The organism is Hwanghaeella sp. 1Z406 (assembly GCF_048892425.1).
Classification (GTDB): domain Bacteria; phylum Pseudomonadota; class Alphaproteobacteria; order UBA8366; family Aestuariispiraceae; genus Pacificispira.
The window spans coordinates 214,641-240,222 of the sequence record NZ_JBLZHU010000002.1 but is presented as its reverse complement, the minus strand read 5'-3'; the positions used below and the strand labels follow the sequence as shown (position 1 = coordinate 240,222).

Sequence of the window (25,582 nt, the reverse complement as noted above, 5' to 3'; positions counted from 1 at the left end):
CGATTGGATCATGTTGCGGTGCAACGGTAGCATGGACCCTTCACAATCCATGGACACGATCCCGTGATCCCGGAATTCGGAGGCACTGTCGTGTAACAGCATAATGCTGCGCAGGGTGCTTTTTTACTCTTCAAGCTCATGCTGCGCATGATGCTTATGTTTGTATTCAGCTCATGCTGCGCAGGATGCTTTAGATTTCCACCCGCTGTTCAATCTCTCCGGTCACCGCCAGACGAACAGCGGCAAGACGGCCGCCGCGCCCGGCCCCGCTGTCGACAGAGATTGTATACTCCCCCTCAACAATGCCGCTGGCATCGGGATCATAACCCCGCACGATGCGCTGGAATCCTCGATAGGGTCGATTAATTTCAGCAAAGCTGCGGGCCGCCCACCAGAAGGAATCCGCCTGTCGGGCCAGGGGCTTGTCGATATCCAGCCCCGCATGGACAAACAACAGCGCCCCATCATCCGTATAGGCCGCACGCTTCAAGGCGTTCTGCAATGCATCATGACCAGGCAAGGCGCGCGCCGCCTGGCGCAGTCGATTGGTCCAGTAAGTCAGGGCCAAAGTCCCTTCTTTCGCCTGAAGCGCACCTTCTTCCGGGTTAAAGCCCAGGGCCTGCATCATCGACCCCATGCCGCGCTGAAGCATCCAAGTCAGGACTTCGGCAGGATTTGGGGCGAATTGCAGTTGCATCAGCTTCCACCACATTTCCTCCTGCGCGCCCCGCAGATAGACCAGATCGTCGACATGCCGGAAGGGATCGAAAGACAGGAACCAATTGCGAAACCGCAGCAATTCCTCCAGCACACCCGGACCATCGGTGCCATAGCCCCAGTAATTGCCCAGATACACGACGCGATCACCAAAGCGGATGTCTTCGGCGATGGTGTCATGCAGCGCCATCAGTTTATTTGAATCGCCATGAATTGCGCCAATCGCCCAGACCCTGTCAGTGGCGCGCAACACGGTAAATCGCTCGGATTGGCTCATGGATCAGCTGAGGATGTTGTTATCAGGACGGCACCTGCCCTGTCGTACCCGACCATGGCACAGACAACGCAGGCGCAGCCTATCATTCCGAAACCGGGGGGGACAGAAAATTCAGGCCCGCCCCCAGATCGGGAACGGGCCTTTATCTTCTTTTGCACAGCCAACAACACGTTGCCTTGGCATGTGCCAAAAACTGCCGAATTTACGCGGCGGCTTTTTCCATCATTTCTTCCAGCTTCAGCGCCGCTTCTTCTTCGCCCAGCTCTTCAACTGCGGCGAATTCACGGGCCAGACGGTCCAGCGCCGCCTGATACAATTGGCGTTCGCTATAGGACTGGTCCGGCTGGTTTGCGTTGCGGAACAGGTCGCGCACGACCTCTGCAATCGCGACCGGATCGCCGGAATTGATTTTTGCTTCATATTCCTGGGCCCGGCGGGACCACATGGTACGGCGAACCCGGCTTTTGCCCTTCAGGGTTTTCAGCGCGGCCTTCATCATGTCAGGCGACGACAATTTGCGCAGGCCGGACATATCCGCCTTCGCAACCGGCACCCGCAAGGTCATGCGGTCCTTGTCAAATTCAATGATGATCAATTCGATTTTCTGGCCGGCGATCTCCTGATCTTCGACGCCCAGCACCTTGCCAACCCCGTGGGTCGGATACACAACGAAATCACCTTTGGTATACGCACTTTTCTGTGACATTTTTGGTTCCTTGTACCCATCCATCGTGTGTCGCACCGGTCGTCCGTCGGGGGTGGTCTGATTTGGCACCCGTCCCCACGGACTCCGTCGATATCACGTCTCTGCCCGATCTTTCCATTAGGATGCCGGCGGGACTGCCAGCACCCATCCGTTCATGATCGTCCGCCTACCACTTCAGTCATTTCCCCTGGATCCGATGGGCTGACTCAGGGTCGAAGACTAAAAATACAGACCGAAAAAACCACCGCCGAAACCGTATGATTTCAGACAACTGGCCGCACATTTGTCGGAAAGAGTTGCCAGACCAGCAACCATTCAGCCCATCTTTCCTCTCTGTGATTTACACAGGGACCGTTGAGAGATTGGACCGAAAACTCTCCATATCTATCTCTATAATAGCACAAAAATTAGGGTGTTCCGAGTCCCTAATGACGTTATGTCGCGCTTTTTTTGTGCACCGCACGCTAAAAAGCCGATCCTAACAGTCCTTAATCAGGGTTGGGCAGGGTCAATTGCCTGAGCCACAGGCCCAGTCTCAGCTGCCTTCGCCCGGCTCGGAGGAGAAGTAATTCTTGAACTTATCGGGCACGCCCTGCCATTCCTCGGCATCCGCCGGGGCAACACCCTTTTGGGTAATCACCGGCCATTGTTCGGAATAGGTCTTGTTCAGCTCCAACCACTTATCCGCTTCGGACTCGGTATCGGGCAGGATCGCTTCGGCGGGGCATTCCGGTTCACAGACGCCGCAATCGATGCATTCATCGGGATGGATGACCAGCATGTTCTCGCCTTCATAGAAGCAGTCCACAGGACAGACTTCCACGCAGTCCATGTGTTTGCATTTGATGCAATCTTCGGTGACGACATAGGTCATTTCGGTCCCTCTCATTCCATGATACGGCCTTGGTGCGGAGCCTTGCCCCGCGAGACCCCTGTCTGATATTAGACTTCACCCTGTCTTCGCAACTGATTTCGTAAGGTCCATGGCACAAACACCCCCCAAATCGACTGAAAGTGACGCCGATCCCCGTCGCCATGCGCCCGCCACCCTGCGCAATCGCGACGCCATCCTGGCCATTCTGCCCCAGGCATTCGGCAGCGCTCTCCAGATTCTGGAGATCGCATCGGGCACCGGGGAGCATGCCGCCCATTGCGCACCCGCTCTGGCGAAAGCGGCCAAGGGCGGCTTTATCTGGTATCCCAGCGATTGGGATGCGGAAAACCTGCCCGGCATCGACGCCCATGCGAAGGCGGCGATGGCTGACAGTGGCCAGCCCGGCTGTATCGCGCCCGCCCAGCGCATCGATGTGTCGCAGGCTGACTGGACCCCCCAATGGACCCAACCGGGACAGGCCGGCCCTATTGAGGCGATATTTTGTGCCAATATGATCCACATTGCCCCCTGGGCCGCGGCGGAAGGTCTGTTTTCCGGCGCGGGTCGGCTGCTGCCCCGGAATGGGACACTGACCCTGTATGGCCCCTATCGCCGCAATGGGCAGCATACCGCGCCCAGCAATGCAGGTTTCGATGCCTCCCTGCAATCGCGCGATCCAAGCTGGGGCGTGCGCGATCTGGAGGGGGAGGTTGCGCCCCTGGCCCAGTGCAATGGCCTGTCCCTGCATAGAATAGAAACCATGCCCGCCAACAATCTGATCGTCATCTTCCGGAAGGACTAGGACCATGCGGCTTTCCCTGTTCAGCAATGCCCTGGTCGCGGTCTTGGTCGGCTTTGGCGGCAGCGTCGCCATCGTGCTGGCAGGGGTGCAAGCCGTCGGCGCGACTCCGGCGCAAAGTGCCTCCTGGATCAGCGCGCTGTGTCTGGCGATGTTTGTCACCAGCACCACCCTGTCGGTCCTGCACCGCATGCCCATCGTCACCGCCTGGTCGACGCCCGGTGCCGCGCTGATCGCCGCCACCGCCATTGGCGGGGTGCCAACCTATTCCATTGAGGTCGCGGTCGGGGCCTTCCTGTTTGCCGCCGCCCTGATCCTGCTGAGTGCCGCCGTGAAGCCGCTGGCAACCCTGATCGCCAAAATCCCCAGCGCCCTTGCCTCTGCGATGCTGGCAGGTGTGCTGATCGGCTTTTCCATCGCGGTCTTTGATCAGGCCGCGAAAGACCCGCTGTTGGTGCTGCCCCTGGTCGCGGTCTTCCTGATCGTTCGGATGGTCAGCGCCACCTGGGCGGTGATCGCCGTGCTGGGGGCTGGCATCGCCTGGGCCGCCATTCTGGGCAAGATCGCCCCGATGACCGGCGGGATTGAATTGACCAGCCTGGAGCTGATCACCCCCGTCTTTGACCCGGCCGCCCTGATCGGGCTGGGCCTGCCGCTGTTTCTGGTGTCCATGGCATCCCAGAACCTGCCGGGCTTTGCCGTGCTGCGGGCGGCAGGCTATGAACCCCCCACGCGGTCCGCCCTGGCGGTAACGGGCCTTGCCTCCCTGCTGACCGCCCCCTTTGGCGCCCATACCACGACCCTGGCAGCGATCACCGCCAGCCTGTGTACCGGGCCAGACACCCATCCAGACCCGAACAAGCGCTGGATCAGCGGCATTTTCTATGGGCTTGGCTATCTGATCCTGGCCGGCGTTGGGGTGTCCGTCGTAGCGGGCTTTGCGGCACTCCCCACCGGCGTCATCGTCACCGTCGCAGGCCTGGCCCTGATCGGCCCCCTGATGGGCAGCATGAGCGCCGCCCTCGCCCCCGACGCCACCCGCTTCCCCGCCGTCCTGACCCTGACCGCCACCGCCTCGGGCCTCACCCTATTCGGCATCGGCAGCGCCTTCTGGGGCCTGGTCCTGGGATTGCTGGCACTAGGGCTGGATAGTCTGGCGAAGAAGATGCGGGACTGACGCCGGAAGATTTACCGCAGAGGGCGCGGAGGAGGCGCAGAGGGCGCAAAGACAATCTCTGTACGTCTCACCCGCGAAGGCGGGTATCCAGGGCCACAGGCACCAAATTCACCTACCGCCCTGGTCTCCGGATCACGTCCAGGATGGCTGGTCGGGCGGCACGTATGTATCCGGGTTCGCCTTCCATTTTTCCCATTCTTCATGAAAATCGGGCCAATCAAGGTCGAATTTAGGCCAATGAACTGGGGAATTCAGTCCTTCTGGCAAGCGTATGCTAGAATCGCCAAACATATCATTCAGATGAATCCTGATTTGAGGTAAGGTCGAAAAATCCACGCCCTTGACAGTTGCCATTGCCCAATCCACATCCGTCATTTCAGTGGCTTGGTCAAACTGTGTTTTAATAAGCCTCACGCCACGTAGCATCGCAGTTATAAGAAACGCACCCTGTAACTGCGCTTTGCTGAGATCAGCGTCCTGCATATGCACAAGAATGAGACGCGCGCCTCTGAATTGTACATCTACAAGATTTGCATGCTGCAACCCTGCTAAAGTAAAGCTAACACATTCCGCCTGAGCGCCTCTGAGATAGGCCGACTGCAGCTGAGCACCGCTAAGATTTGCGCACTGCAACTGCGCCTTTGCAAGATTCACTCCTTGTAAATTTGCGTTTGAAAAAATGACGCCTTGCAGCTGCGCCTCGGCTAGGGATGCACCATGAAAAAAGGAGTTCCCAAGGTTGGCGCCCTGCAATTGCGTTTTGCTGAGATTTGACCCTTGCAAAAATACACCTTCCATTAACGCACCGTTAAGATTGAGGTTACTTAAATTTGCCCCTTGCAAATCGGTGTATCGCAAGTCCAGGCGATACCCTTGATAATTTTCGCGCTTGGCTTTCCAATCTTCTAATTCAGCTTGATCAATCAAGCCATTCTTAAGGCGTGGCAGCGACTCAAAGCCTGGTCCATCAAAAATAAATTCTGCCGTAAGAACAGGATTGTTGTGTCGCGCCTCTTGCAAGCGTCCTTGGGCATTGCGGCGACCAAGGACAGTCAGGACGACCTGTATGTCCTCCCGCGGTTTCAAACCCGCAATATCCCTACGAAGTTGCGCGTGGAAGGCTTCTAATCTGTCCTTCCAATCTTCTCGCAGCGGCCCATTTTTCTCATCTGTATAAATTTCTACAGTAGCAACATTCTTCGCGCCACTAGCCGGTGCATTTTCGCGGATATAGGCGCAGAGGATTTCCATGATCTGGACATGGATATCGAGATTGTTGCGGGCCAATCGTTCCAGCGCCAGGATCGCGCCGATGCGGACTTCCAGATTGGGGCGGGTTTCGGAGAAGACTTCCCATTTCCCGCCTGCGACGGGGACAGCCCCGTCGATAGGCTTGTCCTTCCATTCAATCGTGATTTCTTCGCCGCCCCCTGGCTTTGGACGCATCACAGTCCGTCCGATGCGGTCGATCTTCTTTTCCGCCCCCAGACCCTCAACCGCATTATTGATGCGGTCGGTGATCAGGCCTTCTTCCGTCGCCTTTGTCTGGCGTTCGCTCTGTCGGGTTTTGATCAAGGTGAAAGGTAGTGCCACCACCGCGCCTAAAGTCGCGACCAGCGCCGTCATTCGCACCAATAACCAGCGTTGCTCAGTTATTGCATCCTCTGACAATGGAACTGGGTTGGAGATCACATTAAAAATGACAGTGATCAGGCTGAACAATAGAATCAAAAATAGAACGGTCCAAAATAACAGGGCCGGGACACTCAGCGCCTTTGGTGCTTTTTCAACACCCAATTTCTCAAGCACTATATCGCGAAGCGCGCAAAATGCCTTGGTATAAGATACTAAAGCCAAGACCAGAAAGATGCAGAAGAACAGCCCTATATTCAGGGCAATCCCCGTCACCTGATCCCAGGTCAGCGTCAGTGCTGTTTCTTCCATCCCCACCCCCAAATATTAGTCTTATCAAATAAGACCATAGGGAGAGGAAAAAGGGAAACAACAACTCTATCCAATGTTGCCTGTCGCCCTGGACCCCGTATCAGGGTCCGGGGTGACGATGGGGCAGATACAAACGCGCGCTCACCCTGAGGAGCGGAGCGTCTCGAAGGGGGAAGCACCGTGCTTACAGCCCCTCCTTCGAGACGGCGCTACGCGCCTCCTCAGGATGAGAATGGGGCGGTTTGGGGTTGGGTGTGCCAGGCCGCTCTGCGTCCTTTGCGCCTCCTCTGCGCTCTTTGCGATTAATCTTGAAAAAAGGGAACGCGGAGGACGCGAAGACAATCCCTGTCTCGTCTTACCCGCGAAGGCGGGTATCCAGGGCAGCCCGTTCCACTGTTGCCTGCCGCCCTGGACCCCGGATCAGGGTCCGGGGTGACGATGGGGCAGATACAAACGCGCGCTCACCCTGAGGAGCGGAGCGTCTCGAAGGGGGAGCCCGCTAGAAGCACTGCGCTTACAGCCCCTCCTTCGAGACGGCGCTAACGCGCCTCCTCAGGATAAGAGTGGGGCGCTTTGGGGTTGGGTGTGCCAGGCCGCTCTGCGTCCTTTGCGGATACGTCAGTACATATGCTGGCCGCCATTGATCGAAAGGGTGGAGCCGGTGATGAAACCGCCCTCGTCAGAGACCAGGAATTTTACGCCGCGCGCGATTTCGGAGGCCTGGCCGAGGCGGCCAACGGGGATTTTCGCGACGATTTTATCCAGCACGTCGGCGGGCACGGCGCGGACCATGTCGGTGTCGATATAGCCAGGGGCAATGGCGTTGACGGTGATGCCGACGCGGGCGCCTTCCTGGGCCAATGCCTTGGTGAAGCCATGGATGCCCGATTTGGCGGCAGCATAGTTGACCTGGCCATATTGCCCGGCCTGACCATTGACGGAGCCGATATTGACGATGCGGCCGAATTTGCGTTCGCGCATGCCGTCAATGACCGCGCGGCAACAGTTGAAGCAGGAGCCCAGATTGGTATCCAGCACCGCCTGCCATTGTTCCGCATTCATACGGTGCATGGTGCCATCGCGGGTGATCCCGGCATTGTTGACCAGAATTTCGATGGGGCCCAGATCCGCCTCGATCTGTTTTACCGCCGCCTGCACCGCGTCAAAATCAGATACGTCGAATTTATACACCGCAATGCCGGTTTCCGCCTTGAAGGCATTGGCCTTTTCATCATTGCCGGCATAGGCCGCCGCAACGGTATAGCCAGCGTCTTTCAATCCTGTGGAGATCGACGCGCCAATGCCGCGCGTTCCGCCCGTTACCAATGCCACTCTGCTCATCTTGATATGCCTCCCTGTTATTGTGACCTGTCCATCGTCGTTGCGACGGAGCATTTCTGCCAGATGTATCCCTTAACCCATTTGGGGCCGCTTGGGGCCTGTGTCCACTGTGGCACAGTCTGTTTTAGAATGCGACACTCCGGTTCGGGCCCTAACCCTTTTGTTTCGACAGGCTGCGGATCACCAGCGTTAGCTCGTCGCGCTCAAAGCTTAAATCCTCGACATCGCCAGGATCGTCGGTTTTCGCCAACCGCGCCTTGATCTGGCGCAATACTTTTTCCAATTCCTGCACCATCAGCGCGCGCTCTCCGGCGCTGACATCTTCCAGCACCACCTCCTGCTCCATCATCAGATTGGCAAAGGCGTCCATGTCGGATTTACCCAGATCCACCAGTTTGGCATCCAGATCAACCCAGACATCTTCCCATTTGTCATACAGGGTTTTCAGCGCCGATCCACGCCCGCCGCCGTGGGAAGACAGGGTTTCTTCCATGCCCACCATCAGGCGAACAAATTGCCATACATCCAGGGTCACATCCGCCATGGGGTCCATCCTTCATTGCCAGAACTGCGTTTCTTGAACTCATTGCGCAACCTACGCCGGTTGACCGGATCAGAAAAGCATCGCGCAGGATACAGGGGGCGTAAGCGAAACGTCAGGAAATCGTCCAAAATCCGTAACAGAAGCCTGATAGCTAGACAGGCTACGGTGGCATTCCGTCATCGCACAGGAAGGTCAGAGTCATGATGATCGACGCCCAGACTTACGACGGACAGGATATGTTGGATACTGTTGGTGACGATGTCGCCGCCGCCTTCGCCTCCATCGAGGGTGAAATCCAACAGGTTGCCCATTGGATGGATGATGCCTTTGGCGAGATCGAGGCGGACGCCGCCCGTTATGCCCCGATGCTGACCAGCGTGGCCCGCCCGATGCGCGGCACATTGGCGATGGGGGTCGCCCTGTTCACGCGCATGACAGCGGTCATGCCCCGGCACCGCCTGATCAACCGGTAAACATATCCCGGTTCGTTTCCGCCCCCATTCGGAAAAGCTTCCCGACGCGGACGAGTCGCGCTAATTTCAGGCTATGAACTTTTTCCGCAGCCTTACCCAACCGCGCCGCAAGACAGCGCCGACTCCCACGGAAACCCGCGTGACCGTGCCCTTGAACGGGCAGGAAACGGATGTGGTGCTGCGCCGACATCCCCGCGCCCGACGCCTGAAGTTGCAAGTTGATGGCAAGTTGGGTCTGCCTGTCTTAACTCTGCCGCCCGGCGTGACAGAGGCAGAGGGCCTGTCCTTTCTGAATCGCAATGCAGGCTGGACCCGCAAACGGATGGAAACACTGCCGGAAAAGGTTACCTTCGCCCCCGATGTGATTTTCCCGTTTCGCGGTCAGGACCTGAAGATCGATCACCGGCCCGATGCGCGGGGAACAGTTTCCATCGACGGGGACCGGGTGATTGTGTCGGGCGGGGCAGAGCATCTGAGCCGCCGGGTAACCGATTTCTGTAAGAAGCAAGCCAAGGCGACGATCAAGCCGCTGGCCGGACAATTGGCCGCAGAACTGGGCCGGAAGCCCAACCGGATCACGATCCGGGACCAGCGAACCCGTTGGGGATCCTGTGCGGCGAATGGGGATTTGTCGTTCAGTTGGCGTCTGATCCTTGCCCCGCCGGATATCTTGGATTACGTCGTAGCCCATGAAGTCGCGCATCTGGTTCACATGAACCATTCCACCGCATTCTGGAAAACGGTCACTCAACTTTACCCACAGTGTGACCGCGCCCGGGACTGGCTTGGAATTCACGGGACGCGGCTGCACCGCATCGGTTGATCGGCACATCTGTCCTGCCGGGAGACCCAAACCAAAAGGAGCCTGAAATGGCATCGCGTATCGCACCAGGGTTTCTGGTGCTGGTGACCTCTTTGGTTGCGATGGGGGTCGCCTCCATGGCCTTGTATGTGCCCTCCCTGCCCGCCATCCGGGCGGAATTCGGGGTCCTGCCCAGCGACACCCAGGTCACGCTTACCCTGTTCTTTCTGGGATTTTCCTTCGGTCAATTGCTTTTTGGTCCGCTGTCAGATCGTTTCGGGCGGCGACCGGTCCTGCTGGTCGGACTGTCGCTATATATGGTAATCAGCCTGTCCTGCGCCTTTGCCACCAGCATTGAAATGCTTCAGGTCGGGCGCTTCTTTCAGGGGTTTGTTGCCTGTGTCGGGCCGGTGGTCGGGCGCGCCGTGGTGCGCGACGCCTTTTCAGGCAAAGCAGCCGCAGCCGCCTTTTCCGTTCTGGGCACGGCGCTGGCCGTGGTGCCTGCCATTGCGCCCATCCTGGGGGGCCAGATCCAGACCCATATCGGATGGCGCGCCAGCTTCTATCTGCTGGCCGCCCTCAGCCTGATCCTGTTGATCGTGTGCGCCTTCCGCCTGACAGAATCCCTGATCCACAAAAATCCCGATGCCATCAAACCTGTGCGACTGATTAAGATTTATGCGCATCTGCTGACCAGCCCCTATTTCATGGGAAATGTGCTGGTCTCCGGCCTGGCCTTTGCCGGCTTCTTTGCCTATTTCACCGAAGCGCCGTTTCTGTTCATTGGGGAATTGGGCCTGCGGGAAGACGCTTTCGGGGCCATGATGCTGTTTACCGTCGCAGGCTATGCCAGCGGCAGTTTCCTGTCGGGGCGATTGGTGCCGCGCCTGGGATCTCGACGTGTCGTCTTCATTGGCTGCGGCTTCCTGCTGGTCGGTGCCAGCCTGTTGCTGCTGCTATCGGGCACGTTGAGTCTGGTGAATGTGATTGCCCCGATGAGCCTGTACACGATCGGATTTGGCATGGTCATTCCAGGCAGCATGGCTGAAGCCCTGCGCCCATTTCCAAGGGTGGCAGGCAGCGCATCCGCCGTTTTGGGGTTCTTTCAATTTTTCTGTGCGGCGATGACCAGCCTGATCGTGCAGCCGCTGTATGATGGTACTGCCGTGCTGTTGTCTGTGGTCATTCTGTCGGTCGCGGTTCTGGCCCTGGTCCAATATCTGATCCTGGCAAACACCATTCCCCCCGACGGGGAGGCCTGAGGATGATCACACGACCCGATCCCCGCGGCGTGGTGATTACCACATTGCTGGTGCTGATGGTCGCGACAGGTCCAATTTCGACTGACCTGTATCTGCCCGCCCTGCCGGGGTTACAGGGATATTTCGGGGCCTCTGCCGCGACGGTCCAGTTGACCCTGTCGGTCTATCTGGGGGCCTTTGCTGTGTCGCAATTGATCTATGGCCCCTTGTCGGATCGATTTGGCAGACGCACCGTCGTTGCCGCCGGGATGGGGCTTTACACCCTGGCCTCGCTGGCCTGTATTCTGGCCCCCACCATCGAATGGTTGATCGCCGCACGCTTTGTTCAGGCACTGGGCGGCTGTAGCGGCGGGGTCATTGCGCGCGCCATCGTGCGCGATGTGCATGGCGCACAAGGGGCGGCCAAAGTGCTGGCCAAAATCGCGGCCGCGATGGGACTGGCCCCCATGATCGGGCCCGTTCTGGGGGGCTTTCTGACCAATCTTTTCGGCTGGCAGGCCTGTTTTATCGTGCTGACCTGTGCTGGCGGGATTGCCCTGTTCGGGGCCCTGTTCGTCTTGCAGGAAACCAATGCCACACTGGATTCAACCGCCCTGTCGCCGCGCCAGATCATGCGCAATATGGGCACCTTGCTGCGCGACCCGAATTATATGGGATATGCCCTGACTGCCAGTGGCAGCTATGCCGGGGCCTTCGCCTTTATCTCCGGGTCCAGCTTTGTCTTCATCCAGGTGTTGGGTGTATCTGTTCAGGGTTTCGGGTTCTGTTTCGCCGCTGGTGTGGCGGGTTACATCCTGGGCGCACAGATCGCATCGCGCCTGCCCGGCGGTGTACGAACGGTGGGCTGGGGCGCTGTGCTGAACATTGTGTTCGGCCTTGCCATGGTAATGCCAATACTGATCGGCATCGAAACCGTCGCCACCGTGCTGATCCCCATGGTTTTATATATGATTGGTATGGGGATTATTCTGCCCCATGCTCAAGCGGGCGCGGTTGGTCCCTATCCCCGCATGGCGGGCACAGCATCGGCCTTGTTCGGCACCATGCAATACAGCATCGCCGCCTTGTTGGGGATCGCCGTCGGGCAGGGTTTCAGCCTGGCGGGGGGTGTTACGCCCTTGCCCATGGCTTTCGGTATCGCTGGGGCAGGATTCTTCACTTTTATGTGTTACCTGATCCTTCTGCGCCCGTTCTTGTGGCGAAAACCGGATCTGGAATGAGGCAATACCGTGGCATTCTGAGCGCGCGTGCTTGACTCGCGTTGACGCAAGGACATGGGGATACCACTTGGATTGAAGTAAATTCATGCGCAACGATCATGAAACCGGGTGCACCACCCGCCATGCATGATAGTCTAAGCGCAAAAGCGCGCGTCAGCTTCCGGCGCAAAATATGTGAGGACGACATGACCCACCTAAGAAATCCAAATACCCTGAGGGACCGCCAAGTCCCGGATCAGAGCCAGGCTGTGGCCGAGCCCCTGTCGCATGATCCAAACACTGCCATTCGGCTGCGATTCCTGAATATGATGCTGGCGGCAACTTTGGGCCTGGCAATGCTGCTCGCCGCCCATCCCAGCTTTGCCCGGGGTGCCCCGGAAAGTTTTGCGGACCTGGCTGAAAAACTTTTGCCCGCCGTGGTGAACATTTCCTCGGAACAGGAAGTCAAGCGGGATGGCCCCTTCCCCGAACAATTCATGGAACGCTTTGGCCGTGGCGGTGAAAATCAAAGCCCACGCAAGGCGCAAAGCCTGGGCTCTGGCTTCGTGATCGATGGCACCAAAGGCATCGTGATCACCAACAATCACGTTATCGAAGGCGCAGATTCAGTCAAAGTCATCCTGCAGGACGACCATGAATATGTCGCCGAGATCGTTGGTTCCGACCCGTCCACCGATGTCGCTGTTTTGAAGATTGATCTGGATGGAAAAACCCTGCCGGAAGTGCCGTGGGGTGATTCTGACACAATGCGCGTTGGCGATTGGGTTGTTGCCATCGGGAACCCGCTGGGGCTGGGCGGGACCGTCACGGCTGGCATCATTTCCGCCCGTGGTCGCAATATTCAAAGCGGCCCTTATGACGACTATATCCAGACCGATGCCTCCATCAACCGCGGGAATTCCGGCGGTCCGCTGTTCAACATGGATGGCCAGGTGATCGGCATCAACACCGCGATCTTTTCACAAACCGGCGGGTCTATCGGGATCGGGTTTTCCATCCCATCCAACCAGGCCATGAATGTCGCCGATCAGATCCTGAAATACGGATCGACCCGACGCGGCTGGTTGGGTGTTTCCATTCAGGAAGTGACGAAAGATATCGCCGACTCCCTGAATTTGGAGGAACCCCATGGCGCCTTGATCTCCACCGTTCATGATGGCGGCCCCGCTTTGGCGGCTGGTTTCAAGGCCGGTGACGTTGTGGTCAAGTTTGGCGGCAAGAAAGTGGACGATACCCGCGAATTGCTGCGTCTGGTCGCCAATGCACCGGTTGACGAAGAAGTCGATGTCGAAGTCTGGCGCGACGGCAAGACAATAACCCTGTCCCCGATTCTGGGCCAGCGCGAAAAGATTGATCTGGCTGCCCTGTCCGATAATGGCATGCCCGAAAAAGGCGCTGGAACGATCAGCAAGCTGGACTCTCTGGGCCTGGAAATCGCCGGTCTGACCGATGAAATCGCCCAGGAATACGGAATTCAATCCACGGAAGGTGGTGTTGTCATCGCCGGCGTCGCCAGTGGATCAGATGCCGAAGAAAAAGACCTGCGCGTCGGGGATGTGGTTCTGGAAGTGAATCAGAACGCGGTATCGACCCCGAAAGATGTCGAAACCGAAGTTCAATCAGCCCTGGATTCAGGCCGGTCTTCGGTCCTGCTGAAAGTGTTGCGCGGGGATCGTAAGATCTTTGTCGCGGTGCGCTTCGCCCGATAAGAGGCTGCGCATCAAGGTCTCTCCTGTCCGGCGCTCGCCATAAGCCCGGTTGGGAACAAAGCCCCCGGACCCGAAAGGGCCGGGGGTTTTGCATTTCTGGGGGCTTTGCTTTTAGGATCAAACTATCTTGCCCCACTGCAAGGCTTCAGCTATGGCATTGACTATCGTGCTTGAGCTCATGCGAGCGCATGATGCTCGTATCCTTTTATGACTCTTAACAGGATTCCCATGACAGAGGCTCGCAACAAAGAATATCCCGTTTCCTGGGAAGAATTGCACCGTAACGCCCGTGCCCTGGCATGGCGATTGGCAGAATTGCAGCCCCTGGATGGCGTTGTCGCAATCACGCGGGGCGGATTGGTCCCTGCCGCCATTGTGGCGCGGGAACTGGATGTGCGGCTGATCGATACGGTCTGTGTCGCGTCCTACGACCATAAAAAACAGGGCGCAGCCTCCATCCTGAAGAATGCCGGACAGGCGGGCGATGGCGAAGGCTGGTTGATCGTGGATGACCTGGTCGATACCGGAAACACCGCCAAGATCGTGCGGGAAATGCTGCCCAAGGCGCATTTCGCCACCGTCTATGCCAAACCGGCGGGCCGCCCGCTGGTCGATACCTTCGTTACCGAAGTATCCCAGGATACCTGGATCCTATTTCCCTGGGATGTGGAACTGGCCTATGCCGAACCAATCCGCACACGGGGGCAAAAGCGCTGATCAAACGGCGCGCAGGGATCGCAGTTTCGGGTCCAGCGCATCGCGCAGCCCGTCGCCCAAAAGGTTAAGCCCCAACACCGTCCAGACGATGGCAAGACCCGGCAGGATCGCCTGCATCGGGCTGAGATACAGCAGGGTCTGGGCGTCGGCCAGCATTTTGCCCCAGCTGGGATCGGGCGGCTTAATACCCAGCCCCAGATAGCTGAGCGCGGCTTCCGCCAGAATGGCTGCGGCGAATTGAACCGTCGCCTGCACCGCAACGACGCCCGCAATATTGGGCAGCAAATGCACCAGTGCGATGCTGGGCCAGGGACGCCCAATGGCGATGGCGGCCTGAAGAAAGGGTCTGGCCATGATGGACAGCGCCGCCCCCCGCACCACACGGGCAAAGACGGCGATGTTAAAGATCCCCACCGCCACAATCACATTGATCATGCCGGGCCCATGAATGGCCGCGATCAATACCGCCGTCAGCAGCGCCGGAAAGGCGAAGATCAGATCAGACCCCCGGGCAATCGCCGTATCGATCAGACCATTCCGGTTCATCGCGGCAGCCAGACCCAGGGGCAGCCCCCCCGCCAATCCAACCCCAATTGCCGCCAGCCCGACCCACAAGGCCGTCTGGGCCCCCCCCATAATGCGCGACAGGATATCCCGGCCATACAGATCGGTCCCCAGCCAGTGGGCCATGCTGGGGCCTTGCAGGCGGTCGATGATGGATTGCTGATCCGCCGGATATGGGGTCCAGAAACCAGCCACCAGGGCGGTGATCAGCACGATCGCCGTCAGGGTCCCGCCAACCCACAATTGCGGCAGGGCTCCCTGTGCTTTTCGTCCCAGCATCAGCAACCGCATCACCGCACCCTCCGCAAGCGCGGATCGATAAAGCCATAGGCGATATCAACGAAAAAGCTGAGCACGATCACAAATCCAGACAGCATCAACACCAGATCGCGCACCAGAATAAGGTCCCGCTCAAAAATCGCCTTCAACAGCAATTGACCGATGCCCGGCAGGTAAAACACATTCTCGACAATCACCGACCCCGCCACCAGAAAGGCAAATTGCAGGCCCATCAGGGTGGCAATCGGGATCATCGCATTGCCCAATGTGTGCCCGAACAAGACCCGCGAGACGCTCAATCCCTTGGCACGGGCCGTCCGGACATAATCTTCCCCAAGCGTCTCCAGCATCGCGGCACGCACCATGCGGGACAAAATCGCCGCCTCAGAAAAACCCAAAGCCAGGGCTGGCAGGAACAGCGCCTTCAGCGATCCGACAGGATCATCCTGCCATCCGGGAAAGCCCCCCGCATTGAACCAGTTGTTCAGAACCGCAAAGACAAGGATCAACAATAAACCGAACCAGAAATTCGGCACAGCCAGCCCAATTTGCGCAAAGCCCATCAGGATCAGATCCGACAAACTGCCCCGACGCATCGCAGCGACCATTCCAACGGGCAGGGCAATTGCGGTCGCGATGGTGAAGGCCATCACCGCCAGGGGCAGGGAAACCGCCAATCGATCCCGCACCATGTCCCAGATCGGGATTCCATAAACCAGACTGTCGCCCAGATCGCCCGTCAGCAATCCGCCAATCCAGTCGCCATATCTCAGCAAGGCCGGGCGGTCCAGTCCAAGCTGGGCACGGATCGCCGCCAGCGTATCGGGCTGAACTTCGGTTCCCAACAGCAATTGGGCAGCGTCACCCGGCAGTAACTCCAGAACCCAGAACACCATCAGCGAGGCAACGAACAGGGTCAGCACCAACATCATCAACCGATGGGAGATGAACCCTGCCATGGCCTAGTTACAGGCTCCCAACCCGGATGGAATATGGCCTCTTCCCGCTCCTACTCCCACTCCTACTCCCACCGGGCACCGGTCATATCATTGGCCTGGATCGGCGCATTCTGCCACAGGCCTTTCAGATCCTTGCGCTGGACTGTGACCTTGGCCAATTGGAACAGAAACGCGTTTGCCGCATCATCGGCCAGCATTCGCTGCGCTTCCTTATACAGCGTATTGCGTCCCGCCGGGTCTGACACGGTATCAATCTTTGACATCAATGTTTTAAAAGCCGGATTGTCATAGCCAAAATAGTAATCATCCCTTGCATAAATGCCGATATCCAAGGGTTCCGTATGTGAAACGATGGTCAGGTCGAAATCATGATCGCCCTTGAACACCTCTGACACCCATTGGCCCCAATCGACTGGAATCTGTTCAACGTCAAAGCCTACGGCCTTCAATTGTGCCGCCACAATTTCCCCACCCCGCCGGGCATAGGTTGGCGGTGGCAATTTCAGCACCAGCTTTGTTCCAGGCGCAACGCCAGCCTGGGCCAACAGGTCTTTCGCTTTTTCCGGATCATACGGGGTGGCTTCGGTCAGATCGGTATAAGCCGGATTATGCGGCGCGAAATGCGACCCGATCGGCGTGCCAAAGCCAAACATGGCCCCATCAATAAGCGCTTGGCGATCAATTGCATGCTGGATCGCCTTGCGGACCCGAACATCCTGTAACAGCGGGCGGCGCTCATTCATCGCCAGAATGGTCTCTCCCTCGGTCGTGCCCTGAGTGACCACAAATCGCGGATCAGCCTCAAACTGTGCAACCGATTCCGGCGCGCCGATATATGGGACCGCATCGACATCCCCCGCCAGCAGGGCCGTCACCTGCGCGGAAGGATCGGCGATAATTTTGAAGGTGACGCTGTCCATCGCGGGCTTTTGCCCCCAATAATTTGAACTGCGGACCAGACGGATTGAATCACCGCGCGTCCAGTTGTCCAATTTATAGGGACCCGTCCCAACCGGATTGGTCTTGTTGGTCTCAGCAGAGGCGGGATCGACGATCACTGCATCGCCCCAGCCCAGATTCCACAGGAACAGACCTTCTTTCCGCTTCAATTTGATCACGACGGTTTGTGGATCGGGGGTTTCTATTGTCTCAATGGCGGAAAAAAGACCCTTCTGCGCATTCTCTGACCCTTCGGCAACCGCCCGGTCGAAGGAGAATTTCACATCTGACGAGTCAAGGGATGCACCATCGTGAAACGTCACACCCTTGCGCAGGATAAAACGATAGGTCAGCCCATCATCTTCAATGACCCAGCGTTCCGCCAATCCAGGCTTAACCTGACCCAGCGCATCAATGCGGGTTAATCCCTCAAACAGATTGGCATAGACAACTTCATCGATGGCAGCAGGCGCGCCCGCCGTCGGGTCCAGATGCGGCGGTTCCAGCGTGATCGCCAGGACAACACCCGTCTTTGCCGATGCCGGACCGATCAGGGCCATTGCCATAAAGCCGCCGGCGACCAGCAACCCCATGGTCCGAAACAGGACGCGACCAATACCCGAAACAGATTTAATGCCGTTGTTCTTTGTCATTGCTTTCCATCCCCACACCGCTGTTTCCAAGTATCCAGTGTTTCCAAGTATCCAGGCCTTCAAACGGCCCTTTGCGCGGCGCGATTAAACCCTATTCCAACGCACCGCGTCTACAGTAACCCACTGATAGCCTTATGTCATAGCCCCTTGTTGAATTTATCACGCCAGGCAGGCCAGCTATTGCCCAGAGACCGGGCCTCATAAACGCCACGGGCGATGGCGCGCGCCAGGACATCCGCACCGATCGCCCCTAATCGCGCAAGACCAATGGCATCAACCGACGGACCCTGTGCCGTCGCCAGGGCAAAAACCGTGTCCCCATCAAACGGCGTATAGACAGGCCGCACGGCCCGTGCCAAACCGGCCTGGGCCATTGTTACGAAGCGTTGGGTATCTTCATGCGACAGCGCGGCATCTGTCGCGACCACGGCGATAGTCGTATTGCTGCGCGCATAGGGTTTTGCATCGGCCCCCAGCTTTGGAAATACCGGGCCTGATGGAACCTTTTGCGACGGGCCGCACCCGCCAAATTCCTCACCAAGCTCGAACGGGGCGGCATAAAAGCGACCATCGTCGCCACAGACATCGCCAAAGCAATTCACCGCCACCAAGGCCCCAACCGTCGCCCCCGTGACAGGATCAACTGCAGAGGCACTGCCCAGCCCGCCTTCCAGACCCCCTGCCCGCGCGCCATATCCGGCCCCCGCCTTGCCCTGGGCGAACTCAACCCCCGCCGCTTCTATCGCCTGCAGTCCCAAGGCCCGATAGGGCGCATCCATGCCCCAATCCTTGTCACCGCCATTGACCAGATCAAACAGAATTGCAGCAGGCACGATGGGAACAATTGGCCCGCCCGTTTGATACCCGAACCCATGGGCCGCCAGCCAAAGCTGAACCGATCCCGCCGCATCCAGACCAAAGGCCGACCCGCCCGACAGGACCACCGCATCCACCGACTGGACCAGCCTGCCCGGGGCCAGCGCATCAGTCTCGCGCGTGCCGGGCCCGCCGCCCCGCACATCCACGGCGGCCACAGCACGATTTTCACCACACAGAATGACAGTTGTGCCGGTCCGACATTTCACGTCATGCGCATTCCCAACGGTTAAACCGGCGACATCTGTCAGGGCATTGCGGGACCCGGGGCGCACATCGCTCATAACGCGTCCTTCTCATCCCCCACGGACCAATCCAGGTCTGGGTCCAGCGGATAGATCGGCCGACGCAGGGCCTTATACTCCAGTTTGGCGTTATCCGACGTCGTCACACCATCGCCATCCAATGTCAGGGTATGTTGAGCCAGAGCTCCAAAACCCGCCCGATAATGAATGCGGGATTTTAACAACAGGTACTTCGTCCGGGTCGGATCAATACCCATCATTCTGAAGACACCGATATCCCAGGGTTCATGGTGCAAAGAGGTAACGATCAACCGCACACCCTGGACTCGCAGCAAGGCTGTTGGACCGCAGGAGACTTCTACGCCGGTATACATTGGCCCTTCGACAGTAAATCGCCCATCCGACAGGCCTTCGACAATGCCGGTCACGGGCAGCGGCTGTCCCGTTCTGTTCAGGCTGGGCATATCGGTCTTGCCTCCCAGATCCAGCGATACAGTTGCACCCGGCCCGGCCTCTTTCATTGCCGCCACCGCCGCTGGATCCCAGACGGTGGCCACCGCCACGTCCTGCAAATCCTGATGCAGAACTTCCGCGATCACGGTCATGACGTCCTGCGTTGCGCCGGATCCACAATTATCCGCGTGATCCAACAATATGACGGGTCCGGTATTGTATCCTTTTGCCAGCGCCACCGCCTGACCCAGATCATGGGGTTGATAAATGAAGTCAGCTCTGGCGTCCCAGCATTTGGTCAACAGATCATCCCGCGCCGCTTCTGCCAGATCAAAATCCCCCTGATCGGCAATCACGATGGCGCTGGTTCCTGCATCTTCGATATCAGACAGGGCAAATCCGCCAAAGACAGTCGCCGCCCCGATCCCGTCTCGGGCTTCCCAATGGCGGCACTGGGCGATGATATCGCGCATTGGGGCGTCATCGGTCCCCTGCCTCAAGGTCTGCGATAACAGCGGCACCTGGCCCCAGGCCATGACCGGCCGTGCCTCCCCCCTTGCCGCAGCCAGCACAATCCGCCCCACCTGATCGGCGACCTCATACATATCGACATGGGGATAGGTCTTATACCCAATCAAGGCGGTGCAGTTTTCCACCATCTCTGCGGTCAGGTTACAATGCAGGTCACAGGTGACCGCGATGGGAAGCTCGGGGGCAATCTCTCGAATGGCGCGCAGCAGGGCGCCCTCTCCATCCGGCGTGCCGTCCGCCACCATGGCCCCGTGCAGGTCCAACAGGGCAATATCACAGCCGCGGGCAACTTCTTCCAATATCTGATCGGTCAAATGCTGATACGCCTCTGCCGTCACCAGGCCGGCGGGCATTGCTTCGGCGGCAACCGGGGTGACAATCTCCGCCCCTTCCGCCTCTGCCAGTTGGAAATAGGCGGCCAGCGGCATCCGCGTGTCGCGATAGGTGCGCACCACATCAGCCCCATACTGCAACCCCCAATCCTGAAACCGCGCCAGATCGGTCGGAATGGGCGAAAACGTATTGGTCTCATGCTTCAACATCGCACATAAAATGCGCATGGTCAGGCTCCATCCGTTTTTTGCATCATGCCAATCTGTCAGGACATTACAATGCGCGTTGACCGGAAATCAGCCATCATCGCTGCGGGCGCGTTCGGGGAGGGTTAAGGTAAAAACGGTGCCCGTCGAGCCGGTGGTGCGCAAAGCCAGGTCCCCGCCATGGCTGCGGGCCAGTTCACGGGCGATAGACAGGCCAAGGCCGGTGCCCCCTGCTTTTCCAGATCCTTCAAAAGGCAGGAAGATGTTTTCCAGGGCGCGGGGTGACAGGCCCGGACCATCATCCTGCAGCGTGATTTCCACCACATTATCCTTGCACCGGCCCGTGACGGTTATGCATATCGCCCCCGCCTCTGCCGCATTGCGCAAAAGATTGTTCATGATGCGGAACAATTGTGCCCGGTCGCCATGCACTGACAGCCCTTCATCCACGCCATTTTCCAGTTCCGCCCCATTGGGCAGGCCAAACCCGGCCTCTGTCACGACACTGGCGATCTTCACATCGCTGAGCATCAGATCCGGCGTATCATGGCCGACATAGTTCAGCGTCCGGGTGCACAGGGCGACCGCGCGGTCTATTGCATCCAGGATACCAGGGGCAATACGTCGCACCTCAGGATCTTCAGAGGTTTCCAATCGATCCGACACGACCAGGGCGCTGGACAGGATGCCGCGCAGATCATGATTGATCTTAGCCACCGCCGTGCCCAGGGCGGCCAGATGTTTTCGCTGGGTCAGCGCATCGCGGATTGTAGTCTGCATTGATGCCAGTTCCCGTTCCGCGACACCAATTTCATCCAATCGCGTGCTGGGGCGCATGACCAGGCTTTGGTCTTCTGGATGGGACCGAAACTGAATCATGTTCCGGGTGATGCGCTTCAACGGCCTTACCAATTGCCGCCGCAGCACCAGAAAAACCATGAATGCCGTTGATACCGAGATTGCGAGGCTGAGAAAGAAAATCCGCACCGCAAAGGCCCGGATCGCCTCCCGCAAGGGCGCATCGTGGAACACAATCTCGATCTCTACATCCGGATTCCGGGGTGACGGGCCAATGACGCGCACAACTTGTTCCTTGTCCTGAACCAGAGCCAGCAAAGCCTGACCGATCATGGTCATGGGGCTTTCCTGGGTCGGAATCAGGGTTGCCGCAATAGGGGGGGGCATTTCCTGCATCAGCGATAATTTTGAATCGCCGCGTTTTGCCGCCACAGAATAAGCGCCGACGAAACCAAGCAGTTCCGCTGTCATTTCCTGTGACACCATCCCGTCTGGCGAAACCTCCAGAACCAGCACCGCCAGATGCGCGGCCTGCAACCGGTCTGCCAGATAGGTTTCACGAAAACGTGCCACAGAAGGGGCGAAAATCAGCACTTCCGCCAGCATCACAAATATCACTGTCAGCAACAAAAGTCGTGCAGAGAGACTCTTCATAAACACCCCTAATTGCGCATTCTCAGGCTATTGACCCCTATCACAACACGAATCATGGCTGATTCGTCTTGCAACGCGTTGACTTGCGCGCCTCACCCCACTATACAGCGGCGTCGAAATCCGGGGCGCAACCCCAAAGACGTCGGAGACGGAACTGTGAAACGTACTTTTCAACCTAGCCGCATTGTTCGCAAGCGCCGCCATGGCTTTCGCGCGCGTATGGCAACAAAATCTGGTCGTATCATCCTGGCAAATCGTCGGGCTAAAGGCCGCAAGAAGCTGTCCGCTTAAGCCATTGAACAAGCCCGTTGTCTAACAGCCCACGCGCCGGTAGCCATGCTTTTACGGACGATCACGCTGGACAGACTGAAAAAACGGGCGGACTTCTTGCGTGTAACGCGTGAGCGGAACAGCGCGGGTATGCCTGGTCTGGTCTTACAAGCAGCCCCTTCCGGGGTGGCTTCCAGAGCAGTCGGGCCCGCTGCGGCGATGATCGCGGACCAGAACGCGCATTCAGACCAGACTGAACCAGCGGGCGGCGGAGACGGCGCCCGCATTGGCTTTACAGCAAGCCGAAAGGTTGGCAATGCTGTTGCGCGAAATCGGGCCAAGCGACGCCTCAGGGCATTATCAATGGAAGTGATGACACAACATGCCATGCCGGGACGGGACTATGTTCTTATCGCGCGGCAAACCACACCAACACGGGACTATAATGCGCTTCGGGGCGATCTGGAACGGGCGCTTAAGCGGTTAAAACTTTGGCGGTAGCACAGTTAGCGCCCCACAGGTGCAGAGGAAGAGGCAAGGCGGATGAACGAGAATAACAGGAATCTGGCGCTGGCAATCGGCCTGTCGATGTTGGTCTTATTCGGCTGGCCTTTCATCCAGGGTCATTTCTTTCCCGCGCCCCCGAAGCCCGTTCAAACCCAATCTTCCCCATCCAACACATCCTCTTCTTCCAAGGGAGACCAGGCTGGCACGGGAGAACAGGCTGGCGTTCCAGGTCTGCCCAACACAGGTGACGCGACTGCTACAGGCGTGGTGTCGCGCGATGAAGCGCTGACACAATCCCCCCGCATCACCATCAATACGCCCCGCCTTAGCGGATCGCTTAATCTAAAAGGCGCGCGGCTGGATGATCTGATTCTGAATGATTATCATCAGACCATCGAAGAATCGTCTCCGAAAATTGATCTGTTACAGCCGACGGGCGGCACCAATCCCTATTTCGCACAATTCGGTTGGACTGGCGAAAGCGGCTTGGATGTCCCGACCAGCGATACGGTGTGGAGCGCAGACAGCCAAGAATTGGATGTCGGCAAGCCGGTCACCTTAAGCTGGACCAACGATGCCGGAGTTCGGTTTGAACAGGTGATCAGCCTGGATCAGAACTTTATGTTCACGGTGGATCAACGGGTCATCAATAATTCAGGCGACACCATTTCCGCCACGCCCTATGGCCGGATTTTCCGGGGCGAAAAGCCGGAAACCCTTGGTTTCTATATCTTGCATGAAGGCCTGATCGGCGTTTTCGACGGCACGCTGCACGAACGTAAATACGATGATCTGCCCGACGAACCGGGCATGAAGGAGAGCTTCCCCACCACCGGCGGCTGGATGGGCATTACCGATAAATATTGGCTGGTTGCCCTGATCCCGGACCAGAACAATTCTGTTACCGGCACCTTCCGTCAGACCGGCACCGCGGACCCGCAATATCACGTGAATTATATCATGACGCCACAGGCCATCGCGCCGGGTGACACGATGGAACAAACCGGGCGGATTTTTGCCGGGGCCAAGGAAACAACGCTGCTAGACAGCTATTCCGAAAACCTGAACATCACCAATTTCGACCTGGCGGTTGATTTTGGCTGGTTCTATTTCCTGACCAAGCCGATCTTCTACGTCATCCATTGGCTCAACAGCGTGCTTGGTAACTTTGGTCTCGCAATCATCGGCATGACCACCTTGTTCAAGATTTTCTTGTTCCCGCTGGCGCAGAAATCCTACAAATCCATGAGCAAGATGAAGCTGTTGCAGCCGAAGATTGTCGAAATGCGCGATCGCGCCGGCGATGATAAGCAAAAACTGCAACAGGAAATGATGGCGCTGTATAAGAAGGAAAAGGTAAATCCCCTGGCTGGGTGTTTGCCGGTTCTGGTTCAGATCCCGATTTTCTTCTCGCTGTATAAGGTCTTGTTTGTCACCATCGAAATGCGCCATGCGCCGTTCTTTGGCTGGATTCACGATCTTTCCGCCCCGGATCCCCTGGGCATGCTGACCCTGTTCGGACTGATTCCCTGGGATGTGCCAACCCTTCTGCACATTGTGAATATCGGACCCTGGCCGCTGATCATGGGCTTTACCATGTGGTTCCAGCAAAAACTGAACCCGCCCCCTGCCGATCCGATTCAAGCCAAGGTTTTTGGCCTTATGCCGATCTTCTTCACCTTTATTCTGGGCGGTTTCCCCGCCGGTCTGGTGATCTATTGGGCCTGGAACAACTCGCTGTCGATCTTGCAGCAATATGTCATCATGCGTCAGATGGGCGTCGCGATTGGCGGCGGTAAGGCTGATACGTCAGACAGCACTGAAGGGACGAAATCCGTAGCGGGCAAATCCGCATCCCCGAAGGCGATTTCTGACGACAGCGCACAGAAAGCCACCTCAAAAGACCCTGATGTTTCAAATGCCGCTGCAAAAAAGACCGCTGGCAAGAAAGCCGCCGGTAAAAAAGCATCGGGGAAAAAGGCATCTGGCAAAAAGGCGCGTGGTAAGAATGCTCCGCCCGCAAAACCCAGCAACGACGACAGCGCGGCTGACTAACACCCCGCTGCACAGAGGCGCCATTCGCTATGGTCGATTTCGACGCCAACAGCCAGGATGAGGCCGCGCTGGAAACAGGGCGCCTGCTCTTTGCAAAAGAATGCACATTCATGCTGGGCTGCGTGACATTGGAGCAATTGCCAGCCCCGACCCTGCCAGAAATTGCCTTTGCGGGGCGGTCCAATGTTGGAAAATCCAGCTTGATCAATGCCCTGACGGGCAGGAAAGCCTTGGCCCGGACCTCCAACACGCCGGGGCGCACACGAGAGATCAATTTCTTCGAATTCCGCGACAGGCTTCGGCTGGTCGATATGCCAGGCTATGGCTTCGCCAAAGTGCCCAAAGCCGTGGTTGAAGGCTGGACACAGCTGATCCATGATTATCTGCGCGGTCGCGCCGTGCTGCGCCGCCTGTGCGTGCTGGTCGATGGTCGCCACGGCCTGAAGCCCAATGACGATCAGCTGATGACCCTGCTGGACAAGGCCGCTGTTAACTATCGTGTGGTCCTGACCAAGGCGGACAAGCCCCATTCCGCCGAAATACGCAGAATATACGACGATGTCGTGCTGGCGCTGAAGAAACACCCCGCTGCGGTTCCGGAACCCATGATCACCAGCGCCGAAAAGGGTCTGGGGATCGCAGAATTGCGGGCAGAACTTGCAAGCTTTGCGGAGCCCCCGGTATCGGGCTAATGTGGC

General features: G+C 58.0%; 24 protein-coding genes. 12 read left to right on the top strand and 12 right to left on the bottom strand.

The window, feature by feature from the left end; translation table 11 throughout:
• Nucleotides 1-190 precede the first annotated feature (190 nt).
• The 3 genes from ACOSDR_RS05505 to fdxA all read right to left on the bottom strand — a co-directional run bounded on the left by ACOSDR_RS05505 (nucleotide 191) and on the right by fdxA (nucleotide 2,574).
• Nucleotides 191-994, bottom strand: coding sequence for a hypothetical protein (locus tag ACOSDR_RS05505; protein ID WP_420723178.1), 804 nt, complete (start codon nucleotides 992-994; stop codon nucleotides 191-193).
• 202 nt (nucleotides 995-1,196) lie between these two features.
• A complete protein-coding gene (locus tag ACOSDR_RS05500) occupies nucleotides 1,197-1,700 on the bottom strand; it encodes a CarD family transcriptional regulator (RefSeq protein WP_420723179.1) in 504 nt (167 codons plus the stop codon).
• Nucleotides 1,701-2,235: 535 nt separating this feature from the next.
• A complete protein-coding gene (gene fdxA, locus ACOSDR_RS05495; RefSeq protein WP_420723180.1) occupies nucleotides 2,236-2,574 on the bottom strand; it encodes a ferredoxin FdxA in 339 nt (112 codons plus the stop codon).
• Between the two features lie 109 nt (nucleotides 2,575-2,683).
• On the opposite strand from fdxA, the gene ACOSDR_RS05490 reads away from it, so the two are divergent.
• Entirely contained in the window at nucleotides 2,684-3,376 is a 693-nt protein-coding gene (locus ACOSDR_RS05490; protein WP_420730623.1) for a DUF938 domain-containing protein, read from the top strand.
• A gap of 4 nt (nucleotides 3,377-3,380) precedes the next feature.
• Nucleotides 3,381-4,550, top strand: coding sequence for a benzoate/H(+) symporter BenE family transporter (locus ACOSDR_RS05485; RefSeq protein WP_420730622.1), 1,170 nt, complete (start codon nucleotides 3,381-3,383; stop codon nucleotides 4,548-4,550).
• A 132-nt stretch (nucleotides 4,551-4,682) separates the two neighbouring features.
• On the opposite strand, the gene ACOSDR_RS05480 is transcribed toward ACOSDR_RS05485, so the two are convergent.
• The 3 genes from ACOSDR_RS05480 to ACOSDR_RS05470 all read right to left on the bottom strand — a co-directional run bounded on the left by ACOSDR_RS05480 (nucleotide 4,683) and on the right by ACOSDR_RS05470 (nucleotide 8,379).
• Nucleotides 4,683-6,494 carry a pentapeptide repeat-containing protein gene (locus ACOSDR_RS05480; RefSeq protein ID WP_420723183.1) on the bottom strand — a complete coding sequence of 604 codons (1,812 nt, stop codon included), beginning with the start codon at nucleotides 6,492-6,494 and terminating at the stop codon, nucleotides 4,683-4,685.
• Nucleotides 6,495-7,112: 618 nt separating this feature from the next.
• On the bottom strand, nucleotides 7,113-7,835 hold the full coding sequence (gene phbB / locus ACOSDR_RS05475) for an acetoacetyl-CoA reductase (RefSeq protein ID WP_420723184.1): 723 nt from the start codon (nucleotides 7,833-7,835) through the stop codon (nucleotides 7,113-7,115).
• A gap of 151 nt (nucleotides 7,836-7,986) precedes the next feature.
• Nucleotides 7,987-8,379, bottom strand: a complete 393-nt coding sequence (locus tag ACOSDR_RS05470) for a hypothetical protein (RefSeq protein ID WP_420730621.1) — start codon at nucleotides 8,377-8,379, stop codon at nucleotides 7,987-7,989.
• A 200-nt stretch (nucleotides 8,380-8,579) separates the two neighbouring features.
• On the opposite strand from ACOSDR_RS05470, the gene ACOSDR_RS05465 reads away from it, so the two are divergent.
• From ACOSDR_RS05465 to gpt, 6 genes are all read left to right on the top strand, one after another.
• Nucleotides 8,580-8,852: a hypothetical protein gene (locus ACOSDR_RS05465; RefSeq protein WP_420723186.1), complete on the top strand. Its 273-nt coding sequence runs from the start codon at nucleotides 8,580-8,582 to the stop codon at nucleotides 8,850-8,852.
• A 139-nt stretch (nucleotides 8,853-8,991) separates the two neighbouring features.
• The gene (locus tag ACOSDR_RS05460; RefSeq protein ID WP_420730620.1) at nucleotides 8,992-9,675 is read left to right on the top strand and encodes a M48 family metallopeptidase; all 684 of its coding nucleotides are present in this window, start codon (nucleotides 8,992-8,994) and stop codon (nucleotides 9,673-9,675) included.
• 47 nt (nucleotides 9,676-9,722) lie between these two features.
• On the top strand, nucleotides 9,723-10,916 hold the full coding sequence (locus tag ACOSDR_RS05455; protein ID WP_420730619.1) for a multidrug effflux MFS transporter: 1,194 nt from the start codon (nucleotides 9,723-9,725) through the stop codon (nucleotides 10,914-10,916).
• 2 nt (nucleotides 10,917-10,918) lie between these two features.
• Nucleotides 10,919-12,136: a multidrug effflux MFS transporter gene (locus tag ACOSDR_RS05450; RefSeq protein ID WP_420723189.1), complete on the top strand. Its 1,218-nt coding sequence runs from the start codon at nucleotides 10,919-10,921 to the stop codon at nucleotides 12,134-12,136.
• Between the two features lie 185 nt (nucleotides 12,137-12,321).
• Nucleotides 12,322-13,845: a DegQ family serine endoprotease gene (locus tag ACOSDR_RS05445; protein ID WP_420723190.1), complete on the top strand. Its 1,524-nt coding sequence runs from the start codon at nucleotides 12,322-12,324 to the stop codon at nucleotides 13,843-13,845.
• A 228-nt stretch (nucleotides 13,846-14,073) separates the two neighbouring features.
• The gene (gene gpt, locus ACOSDR_RS05440; protein WP_420723191.1) at nucleotides 14,074-14,562 is read left to right on the top strand and encodes a xanthine phosphoribosyltransferase; all 489 of its coding nucleotides are present in this window, start codon (nucleotides 14,074-14,076) and stop codon (nucleotides 14,560-14,562) included.
• On the opposite strand, the gene ACOSDR_RS05435 is transcribed toward gpt, so the two are convergent.
• From ACOSDR_RS05435 to ACOSDR_RS05410, 6 genes are all read right to left on the bottom strand, one after another.
• The gene (locus ACOSDR_RS05435; protein ID WP_420723192.1) at nucleotides 14,563-15,417 is read right to left on the bottom strand and encodes an ABC transporter permease; all 855 of its coding nucleotides are present in this window, start codon (nucleotides 15,415-15,417) and stop codon (nucleotides 14,563-14,565) included.
• The gene (locus ACOSDR_RS05430) at nucleotides 15,417-16,364 is read right to left on the bottom strand and encodes an ABC transporter permease (protein ID WP_420723193.1); all 948 of its coding nucleotides are present in this window, start codon (nucleotides 16,362-16,364) and stop codon (nucleotides 15,417-15,419) included. Before ACOSDR_RS05430 ends, ACOSDR_RS05435 begins: the two co-directional genes overlap by 1 nt.
• A gap of 62 nt (nucleotides 16,365-16,426) precedes the next feature.
• Nucleotides 16,427-17,956 (bottom strand): ABC transporter substrate-binding protein, encoded by a 1,530-nt coding sequence (locus tag ACOSDR_RS05425; RefSeq protein ID WP_420723194.1) that lies wholly within the window; start codon nucleotides 17,954-17,956, stop codon nucleotides 16,427-16,429.
• Between the two features lie 137 nt (nucleotides 17,957-18,093).
• Nucleotides 18,094-19,116 (bottom strand): P1 family peptidase, encoded by a 1,023-nt coding sequence (locus ACOSDR_RS05420; protein ID WP_420730618.1) that lies wholly within the window; start codon nucleotides 19,114-19,116, stop codon nucleotides 18,094-18,096.
• A complete protein-coding gene (locus ACOSDR_RS05415; protein ID WP_420730617.1) occupies nucleotides 19,113-20,621 on the bottom strand; it encodes a M81 family metallopeptidase in 1,509 nt (502 codons plus the stop codon). The genes ACOSDR_RS05420 and ACOSDR_RS05415 overlap by 4 nt, the downstream gene beginning before the upstream one ends.
• Nucleotides 20,622-20,690: 69 nt before the next feature.
• Nucleotides 20,691-22,052: a sensor histidine kinase gene (locus ACOSDR_RS05410; protein WP_420730616.1), complete on the bottom strand. Its 1,362-nt coding sequence runs from the start codon at nucleotides 22,050-22,052 to the stop codon at nucleotides 20,691-20,693.
• A 156-nt stretch (nucleotides 22,053-22,208) separates the two neighbouring features.
• Between ACOSDR_RS05410 and rpmH the strand changes: the two genes are divergently transcribed.
• The 4 genes from rpmH to yihA are packed head-to-tail and all read left to right on the top strand — an operon-like array spanning nucleotide 22,209 to nucleotide 25,576.
• Nucleotides 22,209-22,343: a 50S ribosomal protein L34 gene (gene rpmH, locus ACOSDR_RS05405; RefSeq protein ID WP_420723198.1), complete on the top strand. Its 135-nt coding sequence runs from the start codon at nucleotides 22,209-22,211 to the stop codon at nucleotides 22,341-22,343.
• A gap of 45 nt (nucleotides 22,344-22,388) precedes the next feature.
• Entirely contained in the window at nucleotides 22,389-22,823 is a 435-nt protein-coding gene (gene rnpA / locus ACOSDR_RS05400; protein WP_420723199.1) for a ribonuclease P protein component, read from the top strand.
• A 42-nt stretch (nucleotides 22,824-22,865) separates the two neighbouring features.
• Complete coding sequence (yidC, locus tag ACOSDR_RS05395) at nucleotides 22,866-24,884, top strand: membrane protein insertase YidC (protein WP_420730615.1); 2,019 nt, start codon at nucleotides 22,866-22,868, stop codon at nucleotides 24,882-24,884.
• Nucleotides 24,885-24,913: 29 nt separating this feature from the next.
• A complete protein-coding gene (gene yihA / locus ACOSDR_RS05390) occupies nucleotides 24,914-25,576 on the top strand; it encodes a ribosome biogenesis GTP-binding protein YihA/YsxC (RefSeq protein WP_420723201.1) in 663 nt (220 codons plus the stop codon).
• The last annotated feature ends 6 nt before the right edge of the window (nucleotides 25,577-25,582 follow it).